The organism is Syntrophus buswellii (assembly GCF_046097065.1).
In the GTDB taxonomy this organism is placed as follows: domain Bacteria; phylum Desulfobacterota; class Syntrophia; order Syntrophales; family Syntrophaceae; genus Syntrophus; species Syntrophus buswellii.
Genome location: NZ_CP175563.1, coordinates 1763897 through 1783901, shown reverse-complemented (window position 1 = coordinate 1783901; position 20005 = coordinate 1763897). Strand labels below are relative to the sequence as shown.

The window sequence follows — 20005 nt, the reverse complement described above, 5'->3', positions numbered from 1 at the left end:
ATGAGCGATGAGACGAACGCCGAGAGCTTCCGGCTGGCACCGATGTCCGCAATGATTCGGACCGTTACGCTTCTTCTTCTGGCGCTGCCGGCTGTACTGCTTGCCGCGCCGCTCTTCGGGGAAAGGGTGCCTGCCGAACCCGCCCTGGTAATCATCGCCGTATACGCTTGGATCTGGCTTCGGTTCCGGCCGAGCCGGTTTGTCGTCCATCGCAGTGGAATCGAGGTGTGCTGGCCCCTCAAACGCAGAGGGATTCCGCGAAGGGACATCTCGAATGTGCGGCTGATCGACGGGGAGGAACTGAAGACGGAAACCGGCTGGTGCGTGCGGGTCGGATCAGGCGGACTCTGGGGAGGATTCGGTTGGCTGTGGACGAGGCGCCGGGGTGTCGTTCAGATGTATGTCTCGCGCACCGATGGTTACGTGTGGATCGAGCGTTCCGGCAAGCGTCCGTGGTTGATCACACCGGAGCAGCCCGAAGAACTCGTTCGTGCGTTGATGCGTTAGTGCGCGCTGGCATTCCCAGCCGGAGAATGCCTGTGCGCCGGTATAACCAGTGAACCGATACCGTCGCTATGGTGGGGATATCTGAGCCTGCAGGGGATATGAACCGCAATGTTCAGTCGGCCATCCGGGATTCGAACACACGATACTGGCGTTTGGTCCAGAAAAGGATAAAAAGAAAGGCCAGGGCATTGGCGAGGGGCTGGGCCATCCACACGCCGGTGATGCCGAAAAGGTGAGGCAGGCCGAACAGAAGGGGAAACAGGACCAGGGTGTCGCGGGCAACCAGGAGAAGCATGGCCGTGATTCCACGCCCGAGGCCGATGAACATGTTGATCCACATCAGGCTGGGGGCGGCGGTCAAAAGCATTAAAAAGTTGATGCGAAGGGCCGTTTCCGTCAGGGCCTGCAACTGCGGGTCGGGAGAGAAAAACGTTGCAATCGAATGTGCGAAGACTTCTACAGCCAGGCAACTCAGCACGGCGATGCCGACGGAGATTCTGACGGCGACCTTGACGGTCTCCAAAAGCCTGGAATAGAGGCTGGCCCCTTCACTGAAGCCCACCAGCGGCATCAGACCCTGCCCGAAGCCGTAGAGCATCATCATGATCAGACCATTTGTCCGGAAGATAATGCCGAGAGTGGCGACGGCCAGGTCGCTGTACCCGGCGAGGATGGAATTGTGCAGCAGCATGCCCAGGCTGACCACCAGATTGATGACGATAGAGGGAAATCCTGTCGAATAAATGGAGTAAATGATGGGGAGATTCGGGCGTAGATGTTTCCATTTCAGCCGATACTTTGAGCTTTTCTGCTGGAGGTAATAAAAGGACAGCAGAGCGCCCGAGATCTGGGAGATCACCGTGGCCAGGGCGGCCCCCTGTATTTCCAGGCGGGGGAAAGGCCCCAGCCCGAAGATGAGCAGGGGTTCAAGGATGGCGCTGACCGCGGCAATAAAAAAAACGGAAAGCATCGAGGCATTGGGCCTGCCTTCCGCCCGGAGGAGATTGTTGATCATCATGATCAGAAAAAGAAAAGGGACGCCGGGCATGACCGTGACGAGATAGAGGCGTGAAAGGGGGAGGATTTCGTCCGTGGCGCCGAAGAGTTTCAGAATCGGAGCCGGAGCGGCTAGAATCACCCCGGCAAGCAGAACGCCCAGAGCGGCTGAAAGAAAAAAGACCTGCCCCGCCGTCTGGCGGGCCTTGAGAAATTCCTCCGCTCCGAACATCCGGGCGGCGTAGGAACCGGCGCCTATCCCCGTTCCTACTCCGATGCCGCCAAAAACCAGCAGGATGGGAAAGCAGATGGTTAAAGCCGCCATGGCTTTAGAGCTTAAACGGGCCAGCCAGAAGGCTTCAATGAGGTTGAAAAACGCCATGATGAGCATGGCGGCAATGGACGGTCCGCTCATTCTGAGCAGCAGAGGCACAATGGGACCTTTTCCCAGATCAAGGATCTTGTCATTCATGGCGCTTTGATTTATAGGCAGAATCTGTTCAAGACAAAGGAAGCAAGGGGAGGAATCGCACGACGGGACATTCGGCCGTAATTTCTTTCTTCTCTTGCCCGGAGAAAGGTACCTGCTAACATTGAATACTCCAAAAGATCAAGATCATTTATTGACATGAGCAAAAATCTCATCGTCATCTTGGGCCCTACGGCATCGGGAAAAACAGGGCTGGCGGTCCGCCTCGCCCTTGACCTGAATACGGAAATCATTTCCGCGGATTCACGGCAGGTCTATCGGGGAATGGATATCGGAACGGGCAAGGATCTTGGGGATTACCGGATCGACGGAAGAAACATCCCCTGCCACCTGATCGATATCGTGGATCCTGATTACGATTTCAGCATGTTTGAGTATCAGGCCCGCTTTTACCGTTGTTTTGCGGAGATCTCGTCCCGGGGGATGATCCCCATCCTCGTGGGCGGTACCGGATTATACCTCTCCGCCGTTCTCGAAGAGTATCGAATGGATGCCGTTCCGGAAAACATCGAGTTGAGGGAATCCCTGAAGGAGAAATCGATCGAGGAACTTCGGCAGCGACTGCTGGCGCTCAATCCGACCTTGCACAATACAACGGATCTGCTCGATCGCTCCCGCATTCTTCGCGCCCTTGAAATCGCTGAATTCCCGCGGAACAGGGAGGCAGGCTCCACAGGGGAACGACCAGCCATCGATCCCCTGGTGATCGGTATCCACTGGGATCGGGAGTCGCTCCGCAGACGGATCACCCTCCGGCTGAATGAGCGGCTGGCCATGGGTCTGATCGATGAGGTGAAAGAGCTCAACCGGTCCGGGATCTCCTGGGAGAGGCTTCATTCCCTGGGCCTCGAATACCGGTATGTCGCGCTTTATCTTCAGAGGAAAATGTCCTGCACAGAAATGGTGCGAACCCTTACGAACCGCATTTTCCAGTTCTCAAAAAGACAGGGCACATGGTTTCGCCGAATGGAACGGCACGGCATCAAAATTTTCTGGGTTGAGGGAAGCGATTACGAATCCTTGGAAAAACTGACCCGCGGGATTCTGACCGCATGACTCAGCCCGGCTTCGTTTTCGACTACCTGACAAAGTGTCGCTACGAGTCCTCACACACCTTGAGCCCCGGTGAAGATTGTCTTCAGGGCATTCTGCAGGCCGTGGTCATTCCCGTTTTGGCTGAAAGGGGCCATCTTTTTTCGACACTGGCCAGCCTGGCCGGCAACGCCCCCGACAAGCTGGAGCGGACGCTGGTCATCTGCGTCGTCAACAACCGCCCCTGTCCCTACACAAGCGCGGAGGCGATTGAAAACAATCAACGGACCCTGGAGATTCTTCGGGAACTGGGAAGAGGGCGACTTCCCCCTTTCGAAGAGGGCGGAGGCTTCCTCATCGAAGACTGCCGGCGGATTCTCCAGGGAAGGCTGCGCCTGGCCTATGTGGATGCCTCTTCACCGGGAAGGGAGCTGCCCCTGAAACAGGGTGGGGTCGGTCTTGCGAGAAAGATCGGTCTCGATGCGGCGCTTTGCGTCATGGATTTTACCGGTTCCGATCCTGGTCTGCTCCTGTGCCTCGATGCGGATTCCCCCGTGGATCGAAATTATCTGTCCGCCGTACGCCGCTTTTATGAAGGCCGGAAACCGGGAGCTGCCGTCGTGCCCTATGCCCATCCCCTTCCCGCAAACCCGAAGCTGCTTGCCGCCATTGTCCGGTATGAGCTCTACCTCCGCTATTATGTCCTCGGGCTGAAATTTGCAGGATCCCCTTACGCCTTCCACACCATCGGTTCCACCATGAGCTGCAGCGTCCGCAGCTATGCTGCCGTCCGGGGGATGAACCGCCGCGAGGCGGGGGAGGATTTCTATTTTCTGAACAAGCTGGCGAAGCATTCTCCCGTGGGAACCATTTCAGGCACACAGGTGTACCCGTCTCCCAGGGTTTCCCGGAGGGTTCCCTTCGGCACGGGACAGCGGATGAACAGTTCCCTGGAGGGAACGGACCGGGAGGACATCTTTTATGATCCCCGGGCCTTCCGGGTTCTGAAGTCCTGGCTGAAGGGGATGACAACATGCATCGGTAACGGTGGGGATTTTACCCTGCGGATGGCAGAGGAGATCTCACCCCTTCTTCCCTCTTTCCTGGAACGGAATCAGTTCCCCCATGTCTGGACGAAGATCTGCAGGACGCACAGGAGTCCGGAAAAACGTCTCGAGCATTTTTCGGAGTGGTTTGACGGGTTCAGAACCATGAAATTCCTCCACCACCTCTCGGACACCGCCTATCCAGCGTGTACGATGGGACGGGCTTTACCGCTGCTACTGGAGTCGATGGAGCATCCTCTCGAGGAAGTCTGGCGGGCAAAACGAGACGGGAGCGATCCCGGGCTGGACGTGCAGATCGAAATGCTAAATAATCTGAGGCATTATGAGTTTCAGGGCGAAAAATAATCTTCGGAAATTTATTCGAATCACCTCTTGACCTTTACAGGCACTTTCCCTATACTTCGCCCACTTAATTGAAAAATCTGTCTTATCAGCATTAATGCATGAACATTCAAAGGAGATCATATGTCATCACCAAAGGACAAGGGAGTACGAGCCATTTTTTCAACAGCAATACTTTGCCTGAGCTTTTTACTGGCCTTCGGATTGACGGCCTGCCAGAAACAGGGGGAAAAAGAGACCGCTCTTAACGAAACAACCGGAAAGTCCAACGCATCCGATCCATCGAAACCTGCGAAGGATACATCGGTCGCCCTTGGACCCGGTGGGGCCGTCATTGAGGTGGATGGGGCGAAAATGACCAAGGCGCAGCTGGATGCGGAAGTGAACAGCAAACTGTCGGAGATTCAGGACAAAATACCGGCTGAAAAGCTCGACCAGGTCAAAGCCAACATTCAGAAGGGACTTGTTGAGGATTTTGTTGTCAAAACCCTGCTGAACAATGAGGTAAACCGCCTGAAAATCACCGCGACGAACGAGGAAATCGATTCGGCGATTGAAAAACTGAAATCAACCCTCCCCGCCAATATGACCCTGGAAGACCTTATGAAGAAGAACCATCTGACCAGGGAAAAAATGCGGGAAGAGATTCAGCTTGGAATCCGCATCAACAAGCTCATTTCCCCGCAGATCAAGAATCTGCCCGTGCCAACGGAGAAGGAAATCTCCGATTTCTACAAGAACAACCAGAATCGCTTCAAGGTGCCTGAGGCCGTACACGCAAGACATATTCTGATCGCCAAGGCCCCCGGAGACAGTGCTGCGCTTCTTGCCCAGAAAAAGGCAAAAGCGGAAGGCCTGAGAAAGCAGATTTCGGCAGGAGCCGACTTTGCCGAGCTGGCCAGGAGTCATTCAGACTGTCCAAGCAAAAGCAAGGGGGGAGACCTGGGTAATGTCACCCGGGGACAGATGGTAAAGCCCTTTGAAGACGCGGTTTTCGCATTGAAAAAGAATCAGATCGGTCCGGTTGTGGAGACGGAATATGGATTCCATGTAGTGCAGGCCCTGGGTGTGCGGCCGCCAAAGACCATCGCCTTTGACGAAAAGACCAAGGCGATGATTTCGGCTTATCTTCAGCAGCAGAAACAGCAGGATGTTTTCAAGAACATGATCAGGAGCCTCAAGGAAAAAGCAAAGATCGTGTCCTATCTCTCCTGAGGCACGCAGACAGATAGACAGAGAAATGCAGGGGGCCTCTCATCTGTTCCTGGATGAGAGGCCCCTTTTCGTTTCGAGAACAATCCGCGGATCGCCCATGAGGTGATTTTAGCGCCTTCTCTCTACATCTGATCGGTGTCTACCCCCCGCAGCAGATTCTTAAGGGCTTCGGCGCGTTCAGTCGAAAGACTCCCTTTCTCCACACCCAACTCTACGGTTAGAACGCCCATCTCCTGGTAAATGCGCAGAAAGTGGGGCAGCTTGAGGTAAAAGGCGTCCAGATGCTTCTGGACCGTACCCGTATCGCCGCGGGCGATGGGACCGGTCAGGGCCGAGACGGTGCCCTGGCGCTCGATGTTCCTGATCGTTCCCAGGACCAGGGGCCAAAAGGCCTCGATGGATTGTTCACGGGTCAATCCGAAAGAGGCATAAATGGTTTCCACAGTGTGCAGCAGCGTCGTCAGATAGTTGGACGCCATGCAGGCGGCGGCATGATACAGGGGCTTGTCCGCCTCACGGACCAGGAAGGGCTTCCCTCCAAGATCCCTTACCAGTTTTTCGGCCCAGCCGACGAGCTCTTCCTGGGCCGTAACGCCGAACGCGCTGCCCGGCAGGTTCTCAATAGCTCCCCCGATATCTGCAAAAGACTGGATTGGATGAATGCTGGCGACCAGCGCGCCTGAACGGCGGGCCGACTCCAAGAGATCGAGCCCCCCGGCGCCGCTCATGTGCACAACCTTATTCCCCGGCAAAATGGCCCCGGAATCGCTCAGGGTCCGGCATGTTCCGGCAATTTCGTCATCAGGGGTCGTGATCAGGATGACATCGGCCTTTCGGGCTGCTTCTTCAGGGCTGGAACAAGGCTGAGCCGACGTGTAGGAGAGAATGTCCACCAGGGCGGAGGGATTCCGATCCGAAACGGCAGCAACGCCGTAACCGGCCTTCTGAAGGAGATAGGCCATGGCCGTACCGACCTTTCCTGCTCCGATAATCGCTATTTGCTCAATGGAACCGTTCATGAATTTGAAGGAATCAGAAAATGTTCGCCATAAAAAACCCCGGAAAAGGATCTGCAAGACCGATCGATGGGTTTTTGGCCATCCGAGTTTTCATGCATTCAACCCCTTTCGTCTCAGTCCATTCCGTTGTGGATCCAAACGAATGTATTTCTAACACAGGGTAGAAAAAAATCAACCGAAATGACGTTTCTGCAGGCAGTCAGGCAGAGGCGGATCATGCCTTGTCATTCCGCAGCAATTTGGATATAGTTCGAACCATCTGCAACAGGAAGGATTTAGACGAACATGAAAGCCGTAGAGCTGATGATTTTCGATTTTGACGGCACGCTGGTCAATTCCGGCACCGATCTGGTGAATGCGGTCAATTACACGCTGAAGAGACTTTCGCTGCCCGAACTTCCCGGCGGGAAAATCATCAGCTTTGTTGGGGATGGAGTTCATAAGCTTCTGGAGCGCTCTCTGGGGCGCTTTTTCCCGGAATACTTCGATGAGGCGATGAAAATCTTCGACCTTTACTACACGGAACACCTGCTGGACCATACGGCAACCTATCCGGGAGTGGAGGCTGTCCTCACTCACTTTTCCGACAAAAAAAAGGTCATCATGACCAACAAGCGGCATCATTTTACCGTGGAACTCACGGACGCCCTCCATCTGACCGAATATTTCGACGAGATCATCGGGGCGGACAGCAGGCCTTATTGTAAACCGGACAGGCGTCTCGTCGATCCTCTTCTCGATCTCTACGGTATCCCTCGGGAAAAAGCCGTCGTTGTCGGTGACGGGATCAATGATGTTCTTCTGGCCAAAAACGCCGGCCTGATCAGTTGCGCTTTCTTGAATGGCCTGGGAAACCGGGAGGAACTCCTGTCCCTGCAGCCCGATTTTGTCTGTGAAGGCCTGCTTGAGATGATTTCGTTCTTCTGTTGAGGAGGGGCAGAGGGCGATGCTGAACAAGATCCGGCACAGCGTGCAAAAGTTCGGAATGCTGCAGGGTGGTGAGCACGTGGTCGTCGCCGTTTCGGGAGGGCCGGATTCCGTTTCGCTTCTGCAGGTTCTTGCGCTTCTAGCACCAGAGTACGGCCTGACGTTGACTGCAGCCCATCTCAACCATGGACTGAGGGGGGCGGAATCGGATGCCGAAGAGAGGCTGGTCTGCCGGTTATGTGGGGAAAGGGGGATTTCCTGCGCCGTCAAAAGGGTAAACCTCACGGAGCTTCGACAAAGGGGGCGCCGGAGGCGCTCCCTGGAGGATCTTGGGAGGGAGGAGCGCTATTCCTTCTTTTCGGCGCTGGGGGAAAGGGTCGGCGCTTCCCGGATTGCCCTGGGGCATCATCGGGAGGATCAGGCAGAGACCGTTTTGATGAATCTAATCCGGGGCAGCGGCCTGGAGGGGTTGAAAGGCATCCTGCCCTTTAGGGACGGGATCTTTATCCGCCCGCTCATCGAAGTCAGCCGGGAAGAGATTCTGACGTTTCTCCTGACACAGGGTATTCCCTTTTCCGAGGACAGCTCCAACACCCGGGATGTCTTCCTTCGAAACAGGATCCGTCACCAGCTGATTCCCCTCTTGCAGGCGCACTACAATCCCCGGATCGTCGATGCCCTGAACCGGACGGTCTCGATCGTCCGCCGCGAGGATGACTGCCTGGAGACGACGGCTCGCCGGATTCTTGACACCTGGCAGATTCCCGATTCAATGGCGGGGGAGGGGGCAGCGCTCGATATTTCCCGGCTGACGGGGATACCCGAAGCGCTTCAGCACAGAGTGGTAAAAGGCCTGCTTGAACATTTGCTCTCCGGCTCGTTCCGGATAACCTCACGGCATATCGGGGCGGTCATCGATCTCTGCAGGGGGGAGAAGCCAGCCGGCGATGTCCACCTGCCTGGACAGGCCGTGGTGAGGAGGGAATACGGGCGACTGATCCTGTCGCGCGGAAGGGAAGACACCCCGCCGGCAGAGACGGCGGGCACGGGGGGGAGGATCCCCGGCCAATTCTGTTATCCCATTGAATTTCCAGGTTGTGTCGAGATCAAGGAGCTTGGCAGAATCGTCAGAACCGCCTTTGTAGAAAAGGCTCACCGGGAAGCTGCAGGGGAAGGAAGCCTTGCCGTCTGCCTGGATTTCGACAGGGTGCAGATGCCCCTGACCATCCGGAATCGACGGGAGGGGGATCGCTTTCAGCCATCCGGCATGAAGGGAACAAAGAAATTGAAGAACTATTTCATCGACGAAAAGATCCCGCGCCGGCGACGGGATTCCATACCGCTGCTGGCGGATCGCCAGTCCGTGGTCTGGATTGCGGGGCATCGACTCAGTGAGCGTGTTTCGGTAAATAAAAATACGAAGCATATCGCAAAAATAGAAATTATTTGAAATTGTAAAAGGATTAATGTAATTGTGGCCGGAAACTTGATTTCTTGGACAATCTGCTTGATGGAAAGAACCTAACGTAGCCACTGGGAAATAAAAAGGAGCATCTTTATTGAATTCTTTGCAGAAAAATATTGCACTCTGGCTGATCATCAGCCTCGTCTTTGTGCTTGTGTACCATCTTTTCAGCCAGCCAAAAGGCCAGGAGGAAACGATCGTTTTCAGCGATTTTATCTCCTATGTCGACAAAGGTCAGATTACAGAAGTGACCATGCAGGGGGACAACATCACCGGAAAGATGACAAGCGGAAAAAAATTCAAGAGTTACGCCCCCAATGATCCGAGTCTCATTCCACTGCTGAAATCCAAGGGGGTGCGTATCACGGCCAAGCCGGAGGATGAATCCCCGTGGTTTGTGACGGTTCTCGTGTCATGGTTTCCCATGCTCCTGCTCATCGGCGTTTGGATCTTCTTTATGCGGCAGATGCAGGCCGGTGGCGGAAAGGCCATGGCCTTTGGCAAAAGCCGGGCGCGACTGATGACAGACAAGACAAAGAAAGTGACCTTTTCCGATGTCGCAGGGATCGATGAAGCCAAGGCGGAACTGGAGGAGGTCATCGAATTTCTCAAGGATCCCAAAAAATTCACCCGCCTGGGCGGGCGGATTCCCAAGGGTCTGCTTCTGGTAGGCCCTCCGGGTACAGGAAAAACGCTGCTTGCCAAGGCGATCGCCGGTGAAGCCGATGTGCCTTTCCTGAGCATCAGCGGGTCCGATTTTGTCGAGATGTTTGTCGGGGTTGGCGCCTCGCGGGTGAGGGATCTCTTCACCCAGGCCAAAAAGAATGCCCCGTGCATTATCTTCATTGATGAAATCGATGCTGTGGGTCGGCACCGGGGTGCCGGTCTCGGGGGAGGCCACGACGAGCGGGAACAGACGCTCAATCAGCTCCTCGTGGAAATGGACGGCTTTGAATCCAATGAAGGCGTCATCCTCGTTTCCGCGACCAACCGTCCCGACGTGCTCGATCCGGCGCTGCTCCGGCCGGGTCGGTTCGACCGGCAGGTGGTTGTCCCCCTTCCCGATGTCAAGGGGAGGGAAATGATTTTTCAGGTGCATTCCCGTAAAACAACCCTGGCGGATGACGTGGAATTTTCGATTCTCGCCAGGGGAACGCCGGGGGCGTCGGGAGCGGATATAGAAAACCTGGTGAATGAAGCGATTATTCATGCCTCACGCCTGGGAAAGGATAACGTGGAGCTTGCGGACTTCGATTTCGCAAGGGATAAAATCCTTATGGGCGCCGAGCGGAAAAGCATGGTCATCAGCGATGAAGAAAAACGGAACACCGCCTATCACGAGGCGGGTCACGCCCTGGTCGCCCGATTGCTGCCGGGAAGCGACCCCATCCACAAGGTGACCATCATCCCCAGGGGAAGAGCCCTGGGTCTGACGCAGCAGCTGCCCGTCGATGAAAAGCACACCTATCCAAAAAAGTTTCTCCTGACGAACATTACGATTCTCCTGGCAGGCCGGGCTGCAGAGGAGCTCACCCTCAATGACTTTACCACGGGTGCCGGCAACGACATCGAACGGGCCACCCACATAGCCCGAAAAATGGTATGCGAATGGGGCATGAGCGATGTCCTCGGGCCGCTCAGTTACGGGGGAAAAGAAGAGCAGATTTTTCTCGGCCGGGAGTTTGCCACCCACAAGGATTACAGCGAAGAAACAGCACGGCGGATCGATGAGGAGATATCCGCCATCGTGACAGGCTGCTATGAAAATGCCAAAAAAATTCTTCTGGATAACAAGGATACGCTCAATCGGCTTGCCAGTGAGCTGCTGGAAAAGGAAGTTCTGAACACCGCCGAGTTGGATGCCATCATCGGAATTCCGACGGCGGGGGTCGAGAAGGAAGGAGAACAGGGCAATCCTGCCGATGGGGAAGCCTGAGTCGCAGTGTTCCCTCCGCATTTCATCTCTCCAGTCGGCGTTTCAAGGGTAAGCTAAATGGGCAAAGCTCAAGAAGCAAAACGGTTCCGCCATCCCCTGAGATCCCTTTCCGGCTTCTCGCCGTCAGAGCTTGCAGCGCTTATGCAGAGCATGGGCGTCGATCCCTACGGGATCGACGCCATGCTTCCTAAAATGAGGCATCTCAATATCCTCATTGAGGGGCTGGAGTGCAAGGTTGCCAATATTCTCAAGCAGGAGATGCTTTCCGTAGGCGGAGATGCGGCCGTGTCGCGACAGTCCGTATCCTGTGCCGTTGAACGGACCGATGCCATCCTCATGGGAACGGAAAAGCAGCTGAGACGCCTTGCGGAGAAGATCTCCTGCCAGCCTTTCGGACTGCGGGCGATATCCGGGCGCCTGAAGGATCTTCTGGCCCGGGAGGCCCTGGAGTGGATTTCCCTGAAAACGGCAAAACGGGAACTGGTTTTCGGTGGAAAGACCCACATCATGGGTATTCTCAACGTGACCCCCGATTCATTTTCCGATGGGGGAAAATACCTTCCCCATGATCTGGCTGTCGCGCATGGGGTTCAACTGGCAGAGGCGGGGGCGGACATCCTGGATATCGGAGGGGAATCGTCGAGACCGGGTGCGGAGGCGATTTCGCTGAAGGAAGAGGCGGAGCGGATTCTGCCGGTAATCAAAAAACTGGCGCAGGAAATCGACATCCCCATATCCATTGACACAACGAAATCCGAAATCGCCCGGGAAGCCCTGGCGGCGGGAGCGGAAATCATCAACGACATCAGCGCAATGACGTTTGATGAAGCCATGAGTGAAGCGGTGAGGGATTCGGGGGCGGCCATCGTCCTTATGCACATGCGTGGGAAGCCGAAGGATATGCAGCTCGGCGACCTGACATACCGTTCCGTACAGGGAGATGTTTTCGCCTACCTGGAGGAGCGCATTGACCAGGCGGTTTCTGAAGGGCTCAGAAAAGAGCAGATGATCATTGATCCGGGATTGGGATTTGGAAAAACCCCTGCGGATTCTCTCAAGCTTCTAAAGCACCTGCGTGAGTTCCGAGCCCTGGGGCGGCCGATTCTCGTCGGGCCCTCAAAAAAGCGCTTTGTTGCCCTTGGGTCAGGCGGCCCGGAGTTCCTTTCCGATCCGCAGCAGCGGCTTGAGGGAACGGCTGCCGCCGTAGCCGCAGCCATTATGAACGGGGCCCACATCGTCCGGGTGCATGATGTCCCTGCGATGAAAAAAGTGGCCGCCATGACGGATGCCCTGCTCTCTGCGTAGCATTTCAACCCCCGGTATTTTCTAAGGAGACAAGAAAGGCCTTCAGGATGATTCATGGAACGGGAATTGATCTGGTCGATATTGATCGGCTGAAAACGATCATCGAGAAATGGGACAGACGATTTCTGGAAAAGGTTTATTCTCCACAGGAAATAAGCTACTGCATGAAAAGGGCCGTGCCGGCCGTTCATTTTGCAGCCCGGTTTGCGGCAAAGGAAAGCTTTCTGAAATCTCTGGGCCTCGGCCTAGGCATGGGAATCAGGTTGAAGGACATCGAGGTGCAGAACGACAGCCAGGGAAGGCCTGTTATGAATCTTTACGGAGCGGCAAGGGCCATCCTCAGTGAACGCGGCGTCACGACCACCCATGTCAGCCTTTCGCATGGCCGCATGCAGGCCTGTGCCATTGTCATCCTGGAGAAATGAGCTACCGGAATGGCAATGAAAAGGAATCGCCGGATCACCGGGGGGAGTATCGAGGAGCGGTCATGAAGAAGTGCATCCTTTCTCGCAGCAATGAGGAAACGCTCCTGATCGGAGAAATCATCGGCCGATGCCTCGTATCGGGAGATATTGTGGCCCTGATCGGGGACCTGGGAGCCGGAAAGACGTGCCTTACACAGGGTATCGCCCGGGGCTTGGGTGTGCCGAAATCCTATGCCGTTGCAAGCCCAACGTTTACCCTCATCAATGAATATCCGGGACGCCACGTCCTGTATCATCTCGATGTCTACCGTCTTTCAGGGTCAAAGGACCTGGAAGAGATGGGCTATGAGGATTATTTTTATGGAAAGGGAGTGTCCGTGATCGAGTGGGCGGAAAAAATAGCGGATATTGTTCCGGAAACCGCAATCACAATTTGTTTCGCATTTGTGGATGAGCATTTGCGCAGAATAGAAATTTCCGCACCGGAAAAGCGCTTGGCGGAAATTGCATCAGCTCTGACTGGGGGAGGATTTTAATTTATGGCGCTCGTTGTTCAGAAATATGGCGGTACCTCTGTTGCCAACCTGGAGAAGATTGAAAACGTGGCCAGAAGGGTCATTAAGGAACGGCAGGCAGGCAACCAGGTCGTCGTTGTCCTTTCGGCCATGGCCGGCGAAACGAACCGTTTGATCGAACTGGCTCAGCAGGCTGCGGAAGATTATGACATCCGGGAGTACGACACCCTGATCTCCACGGGGGAGCAGGTGACGGTTTCCCTGCTGGCCATGGTTTTAAAGGGGATGGGCTATCCCGCCCGATCCTTCCTGGGATTTCAGGTCAGGATCATGACGGATCAGGCTCACACTCAGGCGAGAATCCTCAGCGTCGAAGACGCCGCATTGCGCCGTGAGCTGGAGAAAGGGGTCATTGCCGTCGTAGCGGGATTTCAAGGCGTCGATAAGGACAATAACATCACGACACTGGGACGAGGCGGATCCGACACGAGCGCCGTGGCGCTTGCGGCGGCCCTTCAAGCCGATGTGTGTGAAATCTACACGGATGTCGACGGGGTATACACAACGGACCCAGGCATCTGCAGCAATGCGAGACTGCTGACGAGGATCTCCTATGACGAGATGCTGGAGATGGCAAGGGCAGGGGCCAAGGTGCTGCAGCCGCGGTCGGTGGAGTTGGCAAAGAAGTATGATGTGCCTGTGTATGTTAAATCTTCGTTCAAGGATGATGTGGGAACGCTGGTGACAAAGGAGGATAAGGAGATGGAGAGGGAAGTCGTATCGGGGGTAACGTATGACCGGGATCAGGCGAAGATCACGGTTATCCGCGTTCCCGACAAGGCGGGTGTCGCGTCGCGGCTGTTTACACCCCTTAGCGAGCACAATATTGTTGTCGATATGATCATTCAGAATGCGAGCCTGGAAGGATACACGGATCTCACCTTTACGGTATCGAGAAAAGATGTCAAGGAAACGAAGCGCCTAATCGAAGAGGCGGCCAGGGAGGTCGGCGCCGCCAGTGTGGAAGTGGACGATCAGGTAGCCAAGGTGTCCATCATCGGCGTGGGAATGATCAGCCATTCAGGCGTTGCTGCAAAGATGTTCTCCGCCCTGGCACAGGAGGGGATCAACATCATGATGATCAGTACCTCCGAGATCAAGGTGTCCTGTGTCATTCAATCGAAGTATACGGAACTGGCGGTAATGGTTTTGCATGACGCCTTTGGTCTGGAAAAGACGCCCTGAAAACCGCCCGGACTCAAAAAAATCCATCCCGGTCGTCATGAAGCGAGGCATCAGGAACAATCTTGGAGATAGCCAATGGCATGGGGCTGTTCTTGTTGCCTTGTCCGCACTCGTCATTCCTGCGCTGATCCATTTTTATCAGGAACATATCCGCCCGGCGCCGGTCATCCTCTCTGGACTGCCGGCTGAGGGCTGTCTTGCCGTTGAAGTGGACGGCGACGTTGAACAGAAGGGGATCTATTTCATCCGCAGGGGACAGAGGCTTTCCGACCTGTTAAGCATGCTGGGCATCGGCAGGTCTTCCCAGGCGCGCGACGCTTCGAGTCCCGATCTCTCCATGCCGCTGGATGACGGGATCAGGATCCATGTCACGACGGGAAACAGCCAGAGGTCTTCGATCGCCGTAGAAAGAATGGCGGCTTCAAAGAGGCTTGCCCTGAGCAGGCCCATTGATGTGAATCGCGCTTCTCTTGAAGAATTGATCCTAGTTCCCGGCATAGGAGAGAAGACAGCCCTGAAAATCATCGCGGCGAGAAACAGATCGGGAGGGTTCCGCCGGCTGGAGGATCTCATGAAAATCAAGGGGATAAAACGCAAAAGGCTGGCACGATTGAAGACGTACCTTTATGTGGAAGGTGTTTAGTTAACAAGGTCAAAAAACCTGCTTCAGCCTGCAAAGGAATTGACCCCATCCGCTGAAAAGTGCATCCGGATGCCCGCCATATTGAAAAGTGATCATCCACCGCTGTTCCGGTATTGATTGAGATAATGCAGAACGCGCTGAACGTAATTCTGCGTCTCTCGATAGGGCGGGATGGTGTTGTTGTAGCGGGCAACGGCGCCTTCACCGGCATTGTACGCGGCAAGGGCCAGGGAAAGATTCCCTTTAAACAACCGCAGCAGGTAACGCAGATAACGAACGCCCCCATCAATATTGTTCTCCGGATGGAATGCATCCTGAACCTGCAGGTCGGCCGCCGTTGACGGCATCAGCTGCATCAAGCCTTTGGCTCCCACCGGCGAAACCGCCCGGTGATTGAAATTGGATTCCGCTTTGATGACGGCTTTGATCAGCGCCGAGTCGATGTTGTACTTTGCCGAGGCTTTCTGGATGAGATCATCGTACCGGGTGATGTCGCGGGAAGAAACGGAGAAGATAATCCTCTGTTCCCTCATCACCAGATCGTATTTGACATTCGTCTGAACGGGTGCATTGGTCAAATGAATGACCCCGCTTTTGTCGACATATTTATAAATGTCGGGATACCCGTTGGCCGGGACGAGGAGGAGGATGGTGAAGAGCAGAACGAAATATCCCCTCCGCGGAAGGCGCGGTGAAGGGAACTGTCGGAAACCTCTTGGTAAAGAATTGAAGTGCATCTCGCTCATGTTACTGATTCATACGTGAATGTGATTTCGAATACAAGTTTTTTTGACAGGAATTATCCTTGACATCAATATTCTATAGTGATAATGACCTCACCTGTTTATCGGAATGGAATTCAAGTCGGGGCGTAGCGCAGCTTGGTAGCGTATCTGAATGGGGTTCAGAGGGTCGGAGGTTCAAATCCTCTCGCCCCGACCATGAATACTGAGGGGTTAGAGAAAGTGAAGTCGGTTTCTCTAACCCTTTTTATTATGAATTGTACGGATGAAAACGCATCCGAATCTCTCATCAGGCGCTTTTTGAGTTGCGGCAATCTTCTTCACGGAGGCCATGACCGCCTTTCCTAACGGGAATGGTTTTCACGATTTAAAGATTCCTAATGGGCGGAACTCCAAGCCGCCCGCGATAAAAAAGGTCATGTCTCTTGCGTGTTCAACATGATGGCGGCCATCTTTTTCATTCCTGCAGTATCGAAATCGTAAACAAGAAATGTGCCCGAACGCCTGAATGCGCCAACTCCAATCCCCTTCGCATTGGAATGATTTGTCGTTCAGGTGGCTCCCACATGCCCCTCGTAAGCGGGGCTGAAAGTAAAGGGGCTTTGAAAGAGGGGCACCTTTTCCAGGACAGGAACGCAGGTCGCCACCGGAAAAGGAGTGGGGAACGCAGGGGAGTCCTCCGGAGCGGTTTGGCAGAAATCGCCTCCGGTGCGGAGTTCGCTGTACCGTCTGTTCAATACAATAGCCGTTGACAATTCAACATCTAGTTAATATATACTGCCTTAGATTATCAGCGAGAGTGGCGGAATTGGCAGACGCACTGGACTTAGGATCCAGCCCGCCCGGCGGATAGGGGTTCAAGTCCCCTCTCTCGCACCATATGAAAGAGCGCATGGCCTGTTTTTAAATATCTTGATTAAGGAGTCAATATTGTGAGTGAACTGAGCGCTGCGGTGAAGGTTGAAGAAATCAGTCCTGTAAAGAAGAAGCTGACCATCGATGTACCCTGGACGGATGTCAAAAAGGAAAGGGACGCCGTATACCGTAATTACAGCAGAAAAGTAAAGATCAAGGGCTTTCGGCAGGGGAAAATCCCGAGGAAGATTCTTGAAGTTCATTATAAAGACTATGTAGAGGAAGAAACGATCTCGAATCTTGTCAATAAATTCACCGAAAATGCTCTCAAGGAGCACGAGATCAAGGCGGTCGGTCAGCCGGAGATCGATGAGAAGGGGATTGAAGAAGAGAAGGGCTTTTCTTTTTCCGCGACCTTCGAAGTGGAGCCGGATATCGACCCTCAGGGTTACCTGAACATGAATCTCGAGAAAGAAGAGCTGGTCGTCACAGACCAGGAGGTGGACAGCCGTCTTGACGAGATCAGAAAAATGTTCGGTACGCTGGAGGAGGTAACCGTTGACAGGGAAATACAGACCGGAGATTTCGTCACGATCGATTTTGAAGGCTCCGTCGAGGGTGAAACTCCCGAAGAGATGAAGAGGAACGACTATTTCCTGGAAATCGGCTCTAAAACAATGGTTCCCGGATTCGAAGATCAACTCATCGGAGAGAAGGTCGGAACTACAAAAGGAATAAAAATTGTATTCCCTGAAGATTACCAAGTCCGGAATGTCGCCGGAAAAGAGGCGGAATTTACCGTCACGATCAAAACCCTCAAGGAGAAAAAGCTCCCGGAACTCGATGAAAACTTTGTCAAGAATTTTGAGAAATATGAATCACTGGATGCTCTGAAAGCAGACGTGAGAAAGTCCATCTTCGAGGAGCAGGGGAAAAAGATCAATGATGACCTGGCCAAGCAGATCGTGGACAAACTGCTCGCGCAGAATGCCTTTGACGTGCCGGCAGCCTATGTCGAGCAGCAGATCTATTTCATGATCATGGAGGCGCAGAAACGGCTCATCTCCACAGGGATGGATCCACAGATGATCGCCCAGGTGAGTTCTTCATGGCGCGACAAATACCGGGAAGAAGCCGAGAGGATTGTAAAATCCTCCCTCCTGCTGAAGAATATCGCCAAAAAAGAGGCACTGGAGGCAACGGATGAGGAACTGGAAGCGCGCCTGAGAGAAATCGCCCAGCAGTATTCGCAGGACTATGAAAAAGTGGTCGAGTCTTTTGACGACAACATGAAAGAAAACGTCAAAAGTGACATCCTCAACAAGAAAATCTTTGAGTATATCGAACAGAAAGCCGATATAAAAATGGTTCAGAAGAGGGATTCCTCAACAGAGGAGGAAAAATAATGAATCTCATTCCAATGGTAGTCCAGCAGGATGGTCGAGGCGAACGGGCATACGATATCTACTCACGGCTTTTAAAGGATCGGATTATCTTTCTCGGAACTCCGATCGATGACGAAGTGGCGAACCTCATTATTGCTCAGCTGCTCTTTCTCGAGTCGGAAGATCCGGACAAGGAAATCTTTTTTTATCTGAATACCCCCGGCGGCCACATCAGTTCCGGAATGGCGATCTATGATACGATGCAATACATCAAGCCTCCTGTCGCCACGGTCTGTGTCGGTCAGGCGGCCAGTATGGGAGCTCTGCTGCTGGCGGCAGGAGAGAGGGGAAAGCGATCCGCACTGCCGCACTCAAGAATCCTGATCCACCAGCCCCTTGGCGGGTTTCAGGGCCAGGCAACCGATATCGACATTCAGGCGAAGGAGATTCTTCGATTGAAGGACGAACTGAGCATCATTCTCTCGGATTTGACGGGGCAGCCCCTGGAGAGGATCAAGACCGATACGGAGCGGGATTATTATATGACGAGCCGGCAGGCTAAGGAATATGGAATCATTGATGAAATTATCCTGAAGAGGACTTAATCCAACGAGGAAGACGTAATGGGTAGAAAAACAGACGGTTATTCCAAGGGACAGGAGATGCTTTTTTGTTCCTTCTGCGGGAAAACGCAAAGTGAAGTCAAAAAGCTCGTTGCCGGCCCGACGGCTTACATTTGCGATGAATGCATCGAGCTTTGCCGCTGCATCGTTGAAGAGGAGCGCACGACGGATTTAGGGCTGGACATTTCGAAAAGCATACCCCAACCACGGATGATCAAGGAGTTTCTGGATCAGTATGTCGTCGGCCAGGAGAGGCCCAAGAAGGTTCTTTCCGTTGCCGTGTACAATCACTACAAGCGGCTTGCCTCGCCAAGCGACAATGACGGGGTGGAGATTCAAAAAAGCAATGTCCTGTTGATCGGCCCCACCGGATCAGGGAAAACCCTCCTGGCAAAGACCCTGGCGAAGCTGTTGAATGTTCCCTTTACGATTGCCGATGCGACGACGCTGACCGAAGCCGGATACGTCGGGGAAGATGTGGAAAACATCATTCTCAGCCTCCTGCAGAATGCTGATTATGATGTGGAAAAGGCGTCGAAGGGCATCGTCTATATTGATGAAATTGACAAGATCGCCAAAAAATCGGGAAATCCCTCCATCACAAGAGACGTGTCGGGCGAGGGTGTTCAGCAGGCCCTGCTGAAAATCATCGAAGGGACAATGGCCAACATCCCGCCAAAAGGGGGAAGAAAACACCCTCAGCAGGAATTCATACAGGTTGATACAACGGGCATCCTTTTCATCTGCGGGGGCGCTTTCAACGACCTGCCCGATATCATCGCAAAGCGCATCGGGGTCAATGCCATGGGATTCGGGGCGGACATCAAAGGCAAAAGGGATCGGAAGGTCGGAGAACTGCTTTCAGAAGTCCAGCCCGAGGATCTGCTCAAGTGCGGCCTCATCCCCGAGTTCGTGGGGCGATTGCCGGTCATTGCACCGCTGAACGAACTGCATGAGGATGAATTGATCCGGATTCTGGTGGAACCCAAGGATGCCATCATCAAGCAGTACACAAAGGCTTTTGAGCGTGAAAATGTGAAGCTCCGATTTACGGACAGCGCCCTTCGCACCGTGGCCAAATTGGCCGTGGAAAGAAAATCCGGGGCCAGAGGGCTGCGGGCCATTCTGGAAAACGCCATGCTGGATGTCATGTACGACATCCCATCTCAGCAGGAGGTGCGTGAATGCGTCATCAATGACGATGTCGTGCTGAACAGGGCACAGCCCATCCTGCTTTTTGAAAAGAAATCGGAATCGGCCTGAGCCGTTT

General features: G+C 54.1%; 18 protein-coding genes and 2 tRNA genes. 17 read left to right on the top strand and 3 right to left on the bottom strand.

Going from position 1 to position 20005, the window contains the following annotated elements; all coding sequences use genetic code 11:
- Window positions 1–507, top strand: coding sequence for a PH domain-containing protein (locus tag ACJ77P_RS08040; protein ID WP_408997941.1), 507 nt, complete (start codon window positions 1–3; stop codon window positions 505–507).
- A gap of 112 nt (window positions 508–619) precedes the next feature.
- Here ACJ77P_RS08040 and ACJ77P_RS08035 read toward each other — a convergent pair whose 3' ends face one another.
- Window positions 620–1975, bottom strand: a complete 1356-nt coding sequence (locus ACJ77P_RS08035; protein ID WP_408997940.1) for an MATE family efflux transporter — start codon at window positions 1973–1975, stop codon at window positions 620–622.
- A gap of 156 nt (window positions 1976–2131) precedes the next feature.
- On the opposite strand from ACJ77P_RS08035, the gene miaA reads away from it, so the two are divergent.
- The 3 genes from miaA (at window position 2132) to ACJ77P_RS08020 (ending at window position 5649) form a co-directional block, all read left to right on the top strand.
- Window positions 2132–3049, top strand: coding sequence for a tRNA (adenosine(37)-N6)-dimethylallyltransferase MiaA (gene miaA, locus ACJ77P_RS08030; protein WP_408997939.1), 918 nt, complete (start codon window positions 2132–2134; stop codon window positions 3047–3049).
- Window positions 3046–4437 (top strand): hypothetical protein, encoded by a 1392-nt coding sequence (locus ACJ77P_RS08025; RefSeq protein ID WP_408997938.1) that lies wholly within the window; start codon window positions 3046–3048, stop codon window positions 4435–4437. The genes miaA and ACJ77P_RS08025 overlap by 4 nt, the downstream gene beginning before the upstream one ends.
- A 120-nt stretch (window positions 4438–4557) precedes the next feature.
- Entirely contained in the window at window positions 4558–5649 is a 1092-nt protein-coding gene (locus ACJ77P_RS08020) for a peptidylprolyl isomerase (protein ID WP_367359118.1), read from the top strand.
- A 122-nt stretch (window positions 5650–5771) separates the two neighbouring features.
- On the opposite strand, the gene ACJ77P_RS08015 is transcribed toward ACJ77P_RS08020, so the two are convergent.
- Window positions 5772–6668 (bottom strand): Rossmann-like and DUF2520 domain-containing protein, encoded by an 897-nt coding sequence (locus tag ACJ77P_RS08015; RefSeq protein WP_408997937.1) that lies wholly within the window; start codon window positions 6666–6668, stop codon window positions 5772–5774.
- A gap of 285 nt (window positions 6669–6953) precedes the next feature.
- Between ACJ77P_RS08015 and ACJ77P_RS08010 the strand changes: the two genes are divergently transcribed.
- From ACJ77P_RS08010 to ACJ77P_RS07975, 8 genes are all read left to right on the top strand, one after another.
- Window positions 6954–7598 (top strand): HAD family hydrolase, encoded by a 645-nt coding sequence (locus ACJ77P_RS08010; RefSeq protein WP_367359120.1) that lies wholly within the window; start codon window positions 6954–6956, stop codon window positions 7596–7598.
- A 16-nt stretch (window positions 7599–7614) separates the two neighbouring features.
- A complete protein-coding gene (gene tilS / locus ACJ77P_RS08005; RefSeq protein WP_408997936.1) occupies window positions 7615–9045 on the top strand; it encodes a tRNA lysidine(34) synthetase TilS in 1431 nt (476 codons plus the stop codon).
- A gap of 109 nt (window positions 9046–9154) precedes the next feature.
- On the top strand, window positions 9155–10996 hold the full coding sequence (gene ftsH / locus ACJ77P_RS08000; protein WP_367359122.1) for an ATP-dependent zinc metalloprotease FtsH: 1842 nt from the start codon (window positions 9155–9157) through the stop codon (window positions 10994–10996).
- Between the two features lie 57 nt (window positions 10997–11053).
- Window positions 11054–12301, top strand: coding sequence for a dihydropteroate synthase (gene folP / locus ACJ77P_RS07995; RefSeq protein ID WP_367359123.1), 1248 nt, complete (start codon window positions 11054–11056; stop codon window positions 12299–12301).
- A gap of 47 nt (window positions 12302–12348) precedes the next feature.
- Window positions 12349–12726 (top strand): holo-ACP synthase, encoded by a 378-nt coding sequence (gene acpS, locus ACJ77P_RS07990; RefSeq protein WP_367359124.1) that lies wholly within the window; start codon window positions 12349–12351, stop codon window positions 12724–12726.
- Window positions 12723–13262 (top strand): tRNA (adenosine(37)-N6)-threonylcarbamoyltransferase complex ATPase subunit type 1 TsaE, encoded by a 540-nt coding sequence (tsaE, locus tag ACJ77P_RS07985; protein ID WP_367359125.1) that lies wholly within the window; start codon window positions 12723–12725, stop codon window positions 13260–13262. Before acpS ends, tsaE begins: the two co-directional genes overlap by 4 nt.
- 3 nt (window positions 13263–13265) lie before the next feature.
- On the top strand, window positions 13266–14486 hold the full coding sequence (locus ACJ77P_RS07980; protein ID WP_367359126.1) for an aspartate kinase: 1221 nt from the start codon (window positions 13266–13268) through the stop codon (window positions 14484–14486).
- Complete coding sequence (locus ACJ77P_RS07975) at window positions 14455–15129, top strand: ComEA family DNA-binding protein (RefSeq protein WP_408997935.1); 675 nt, start codon at window positions 14455–14457, stop codon at window positions 15127–15129. The genes ACJ77P_RS07980 and ACJ77P_RS07975 overlap by 32 nt, the downstream gene beginning before the upstream one ends.
- Before the next feature lie 92 nt (window positions 15130–15221).
- Here the strand turns inward: ACJ77P_RS07975 and ACJ77P_RS07970 are convergent, their stop codons facing one another.
- Window positions 15222–15875, bottom strand: a complete 654-nt coding sequence (locus tag ACJ77P_RS07970; protein ID WP_367359128.1) for a transglycosylase SLT domain-containing protein — start codon at window positions 15873–15875, stop codon at window positions 15222–15224.
- Between the two features lie 119 nt (window positions 15876–15994).
- Here ACJ77P_RS07970 and ACJ77P_RS07965 point away from each other — a divergent pair.
- The 5 genes from ACJ77P_RS07965 to clpX all read left to right on the top strand — a co-directional run bounded on the left by ACJ77P_RS07965 (window position 15995) and on the right by clpX (window position 19998).
- A tRNA-Pro gene (locus ACJ77P_RS07965) sits at window positions 15995–16071 on the top strand.
- A gap of 594 nt (window positions 16072–16665) precedes the next feature.
- Window positions 16666–16751 (top strand) — tRNA-Leu (locus tag ACJ77P_RS07960).
- 53 nt (window positions 16752–16804) lie between these two features.
- Complete coding sequence (tig, locus tag ACJ77P_RS07955; protein ID WP_367359129.1) at window positions 16805–18133, top strand: trigger factor; 1329 nt, start codon at window positions 16805–16807, stop codon at window positions 18131–18133.
- On the top strand, window positions 18133–18717 hold the full coding sequence (clpP, locus tag ACJ77P_RS07950) for an ATP-dependent Clp endopeptidase proteolytic subunit ClpP (protein WP_367359130.1): 585 nt from the start codon (window positions 18133–18135) through the stop codon (window positions 18715–18717). The genes tig and clpP overlap by 1 nt, the downstream gene beginning before the upstream one ends.
- Before the next feature lie 18 nt (window positions 18718–18735).
- Window positions 18736–19998: an ATP-dependent Clp protease ATP-binding subunit ClpX gene (clpX, locus tag ACJ77P_RS07945; RefSeq protein ID WP_408997934.1), complete on the top strand. Its 1263-nt coding sequence runs from the start codon at window positions 18736–18738 to the stop codon at window positions 19996–19998.
- The last annotated feature ends 7 nt before the right edge of the window (window positions 19999–20005 follow it).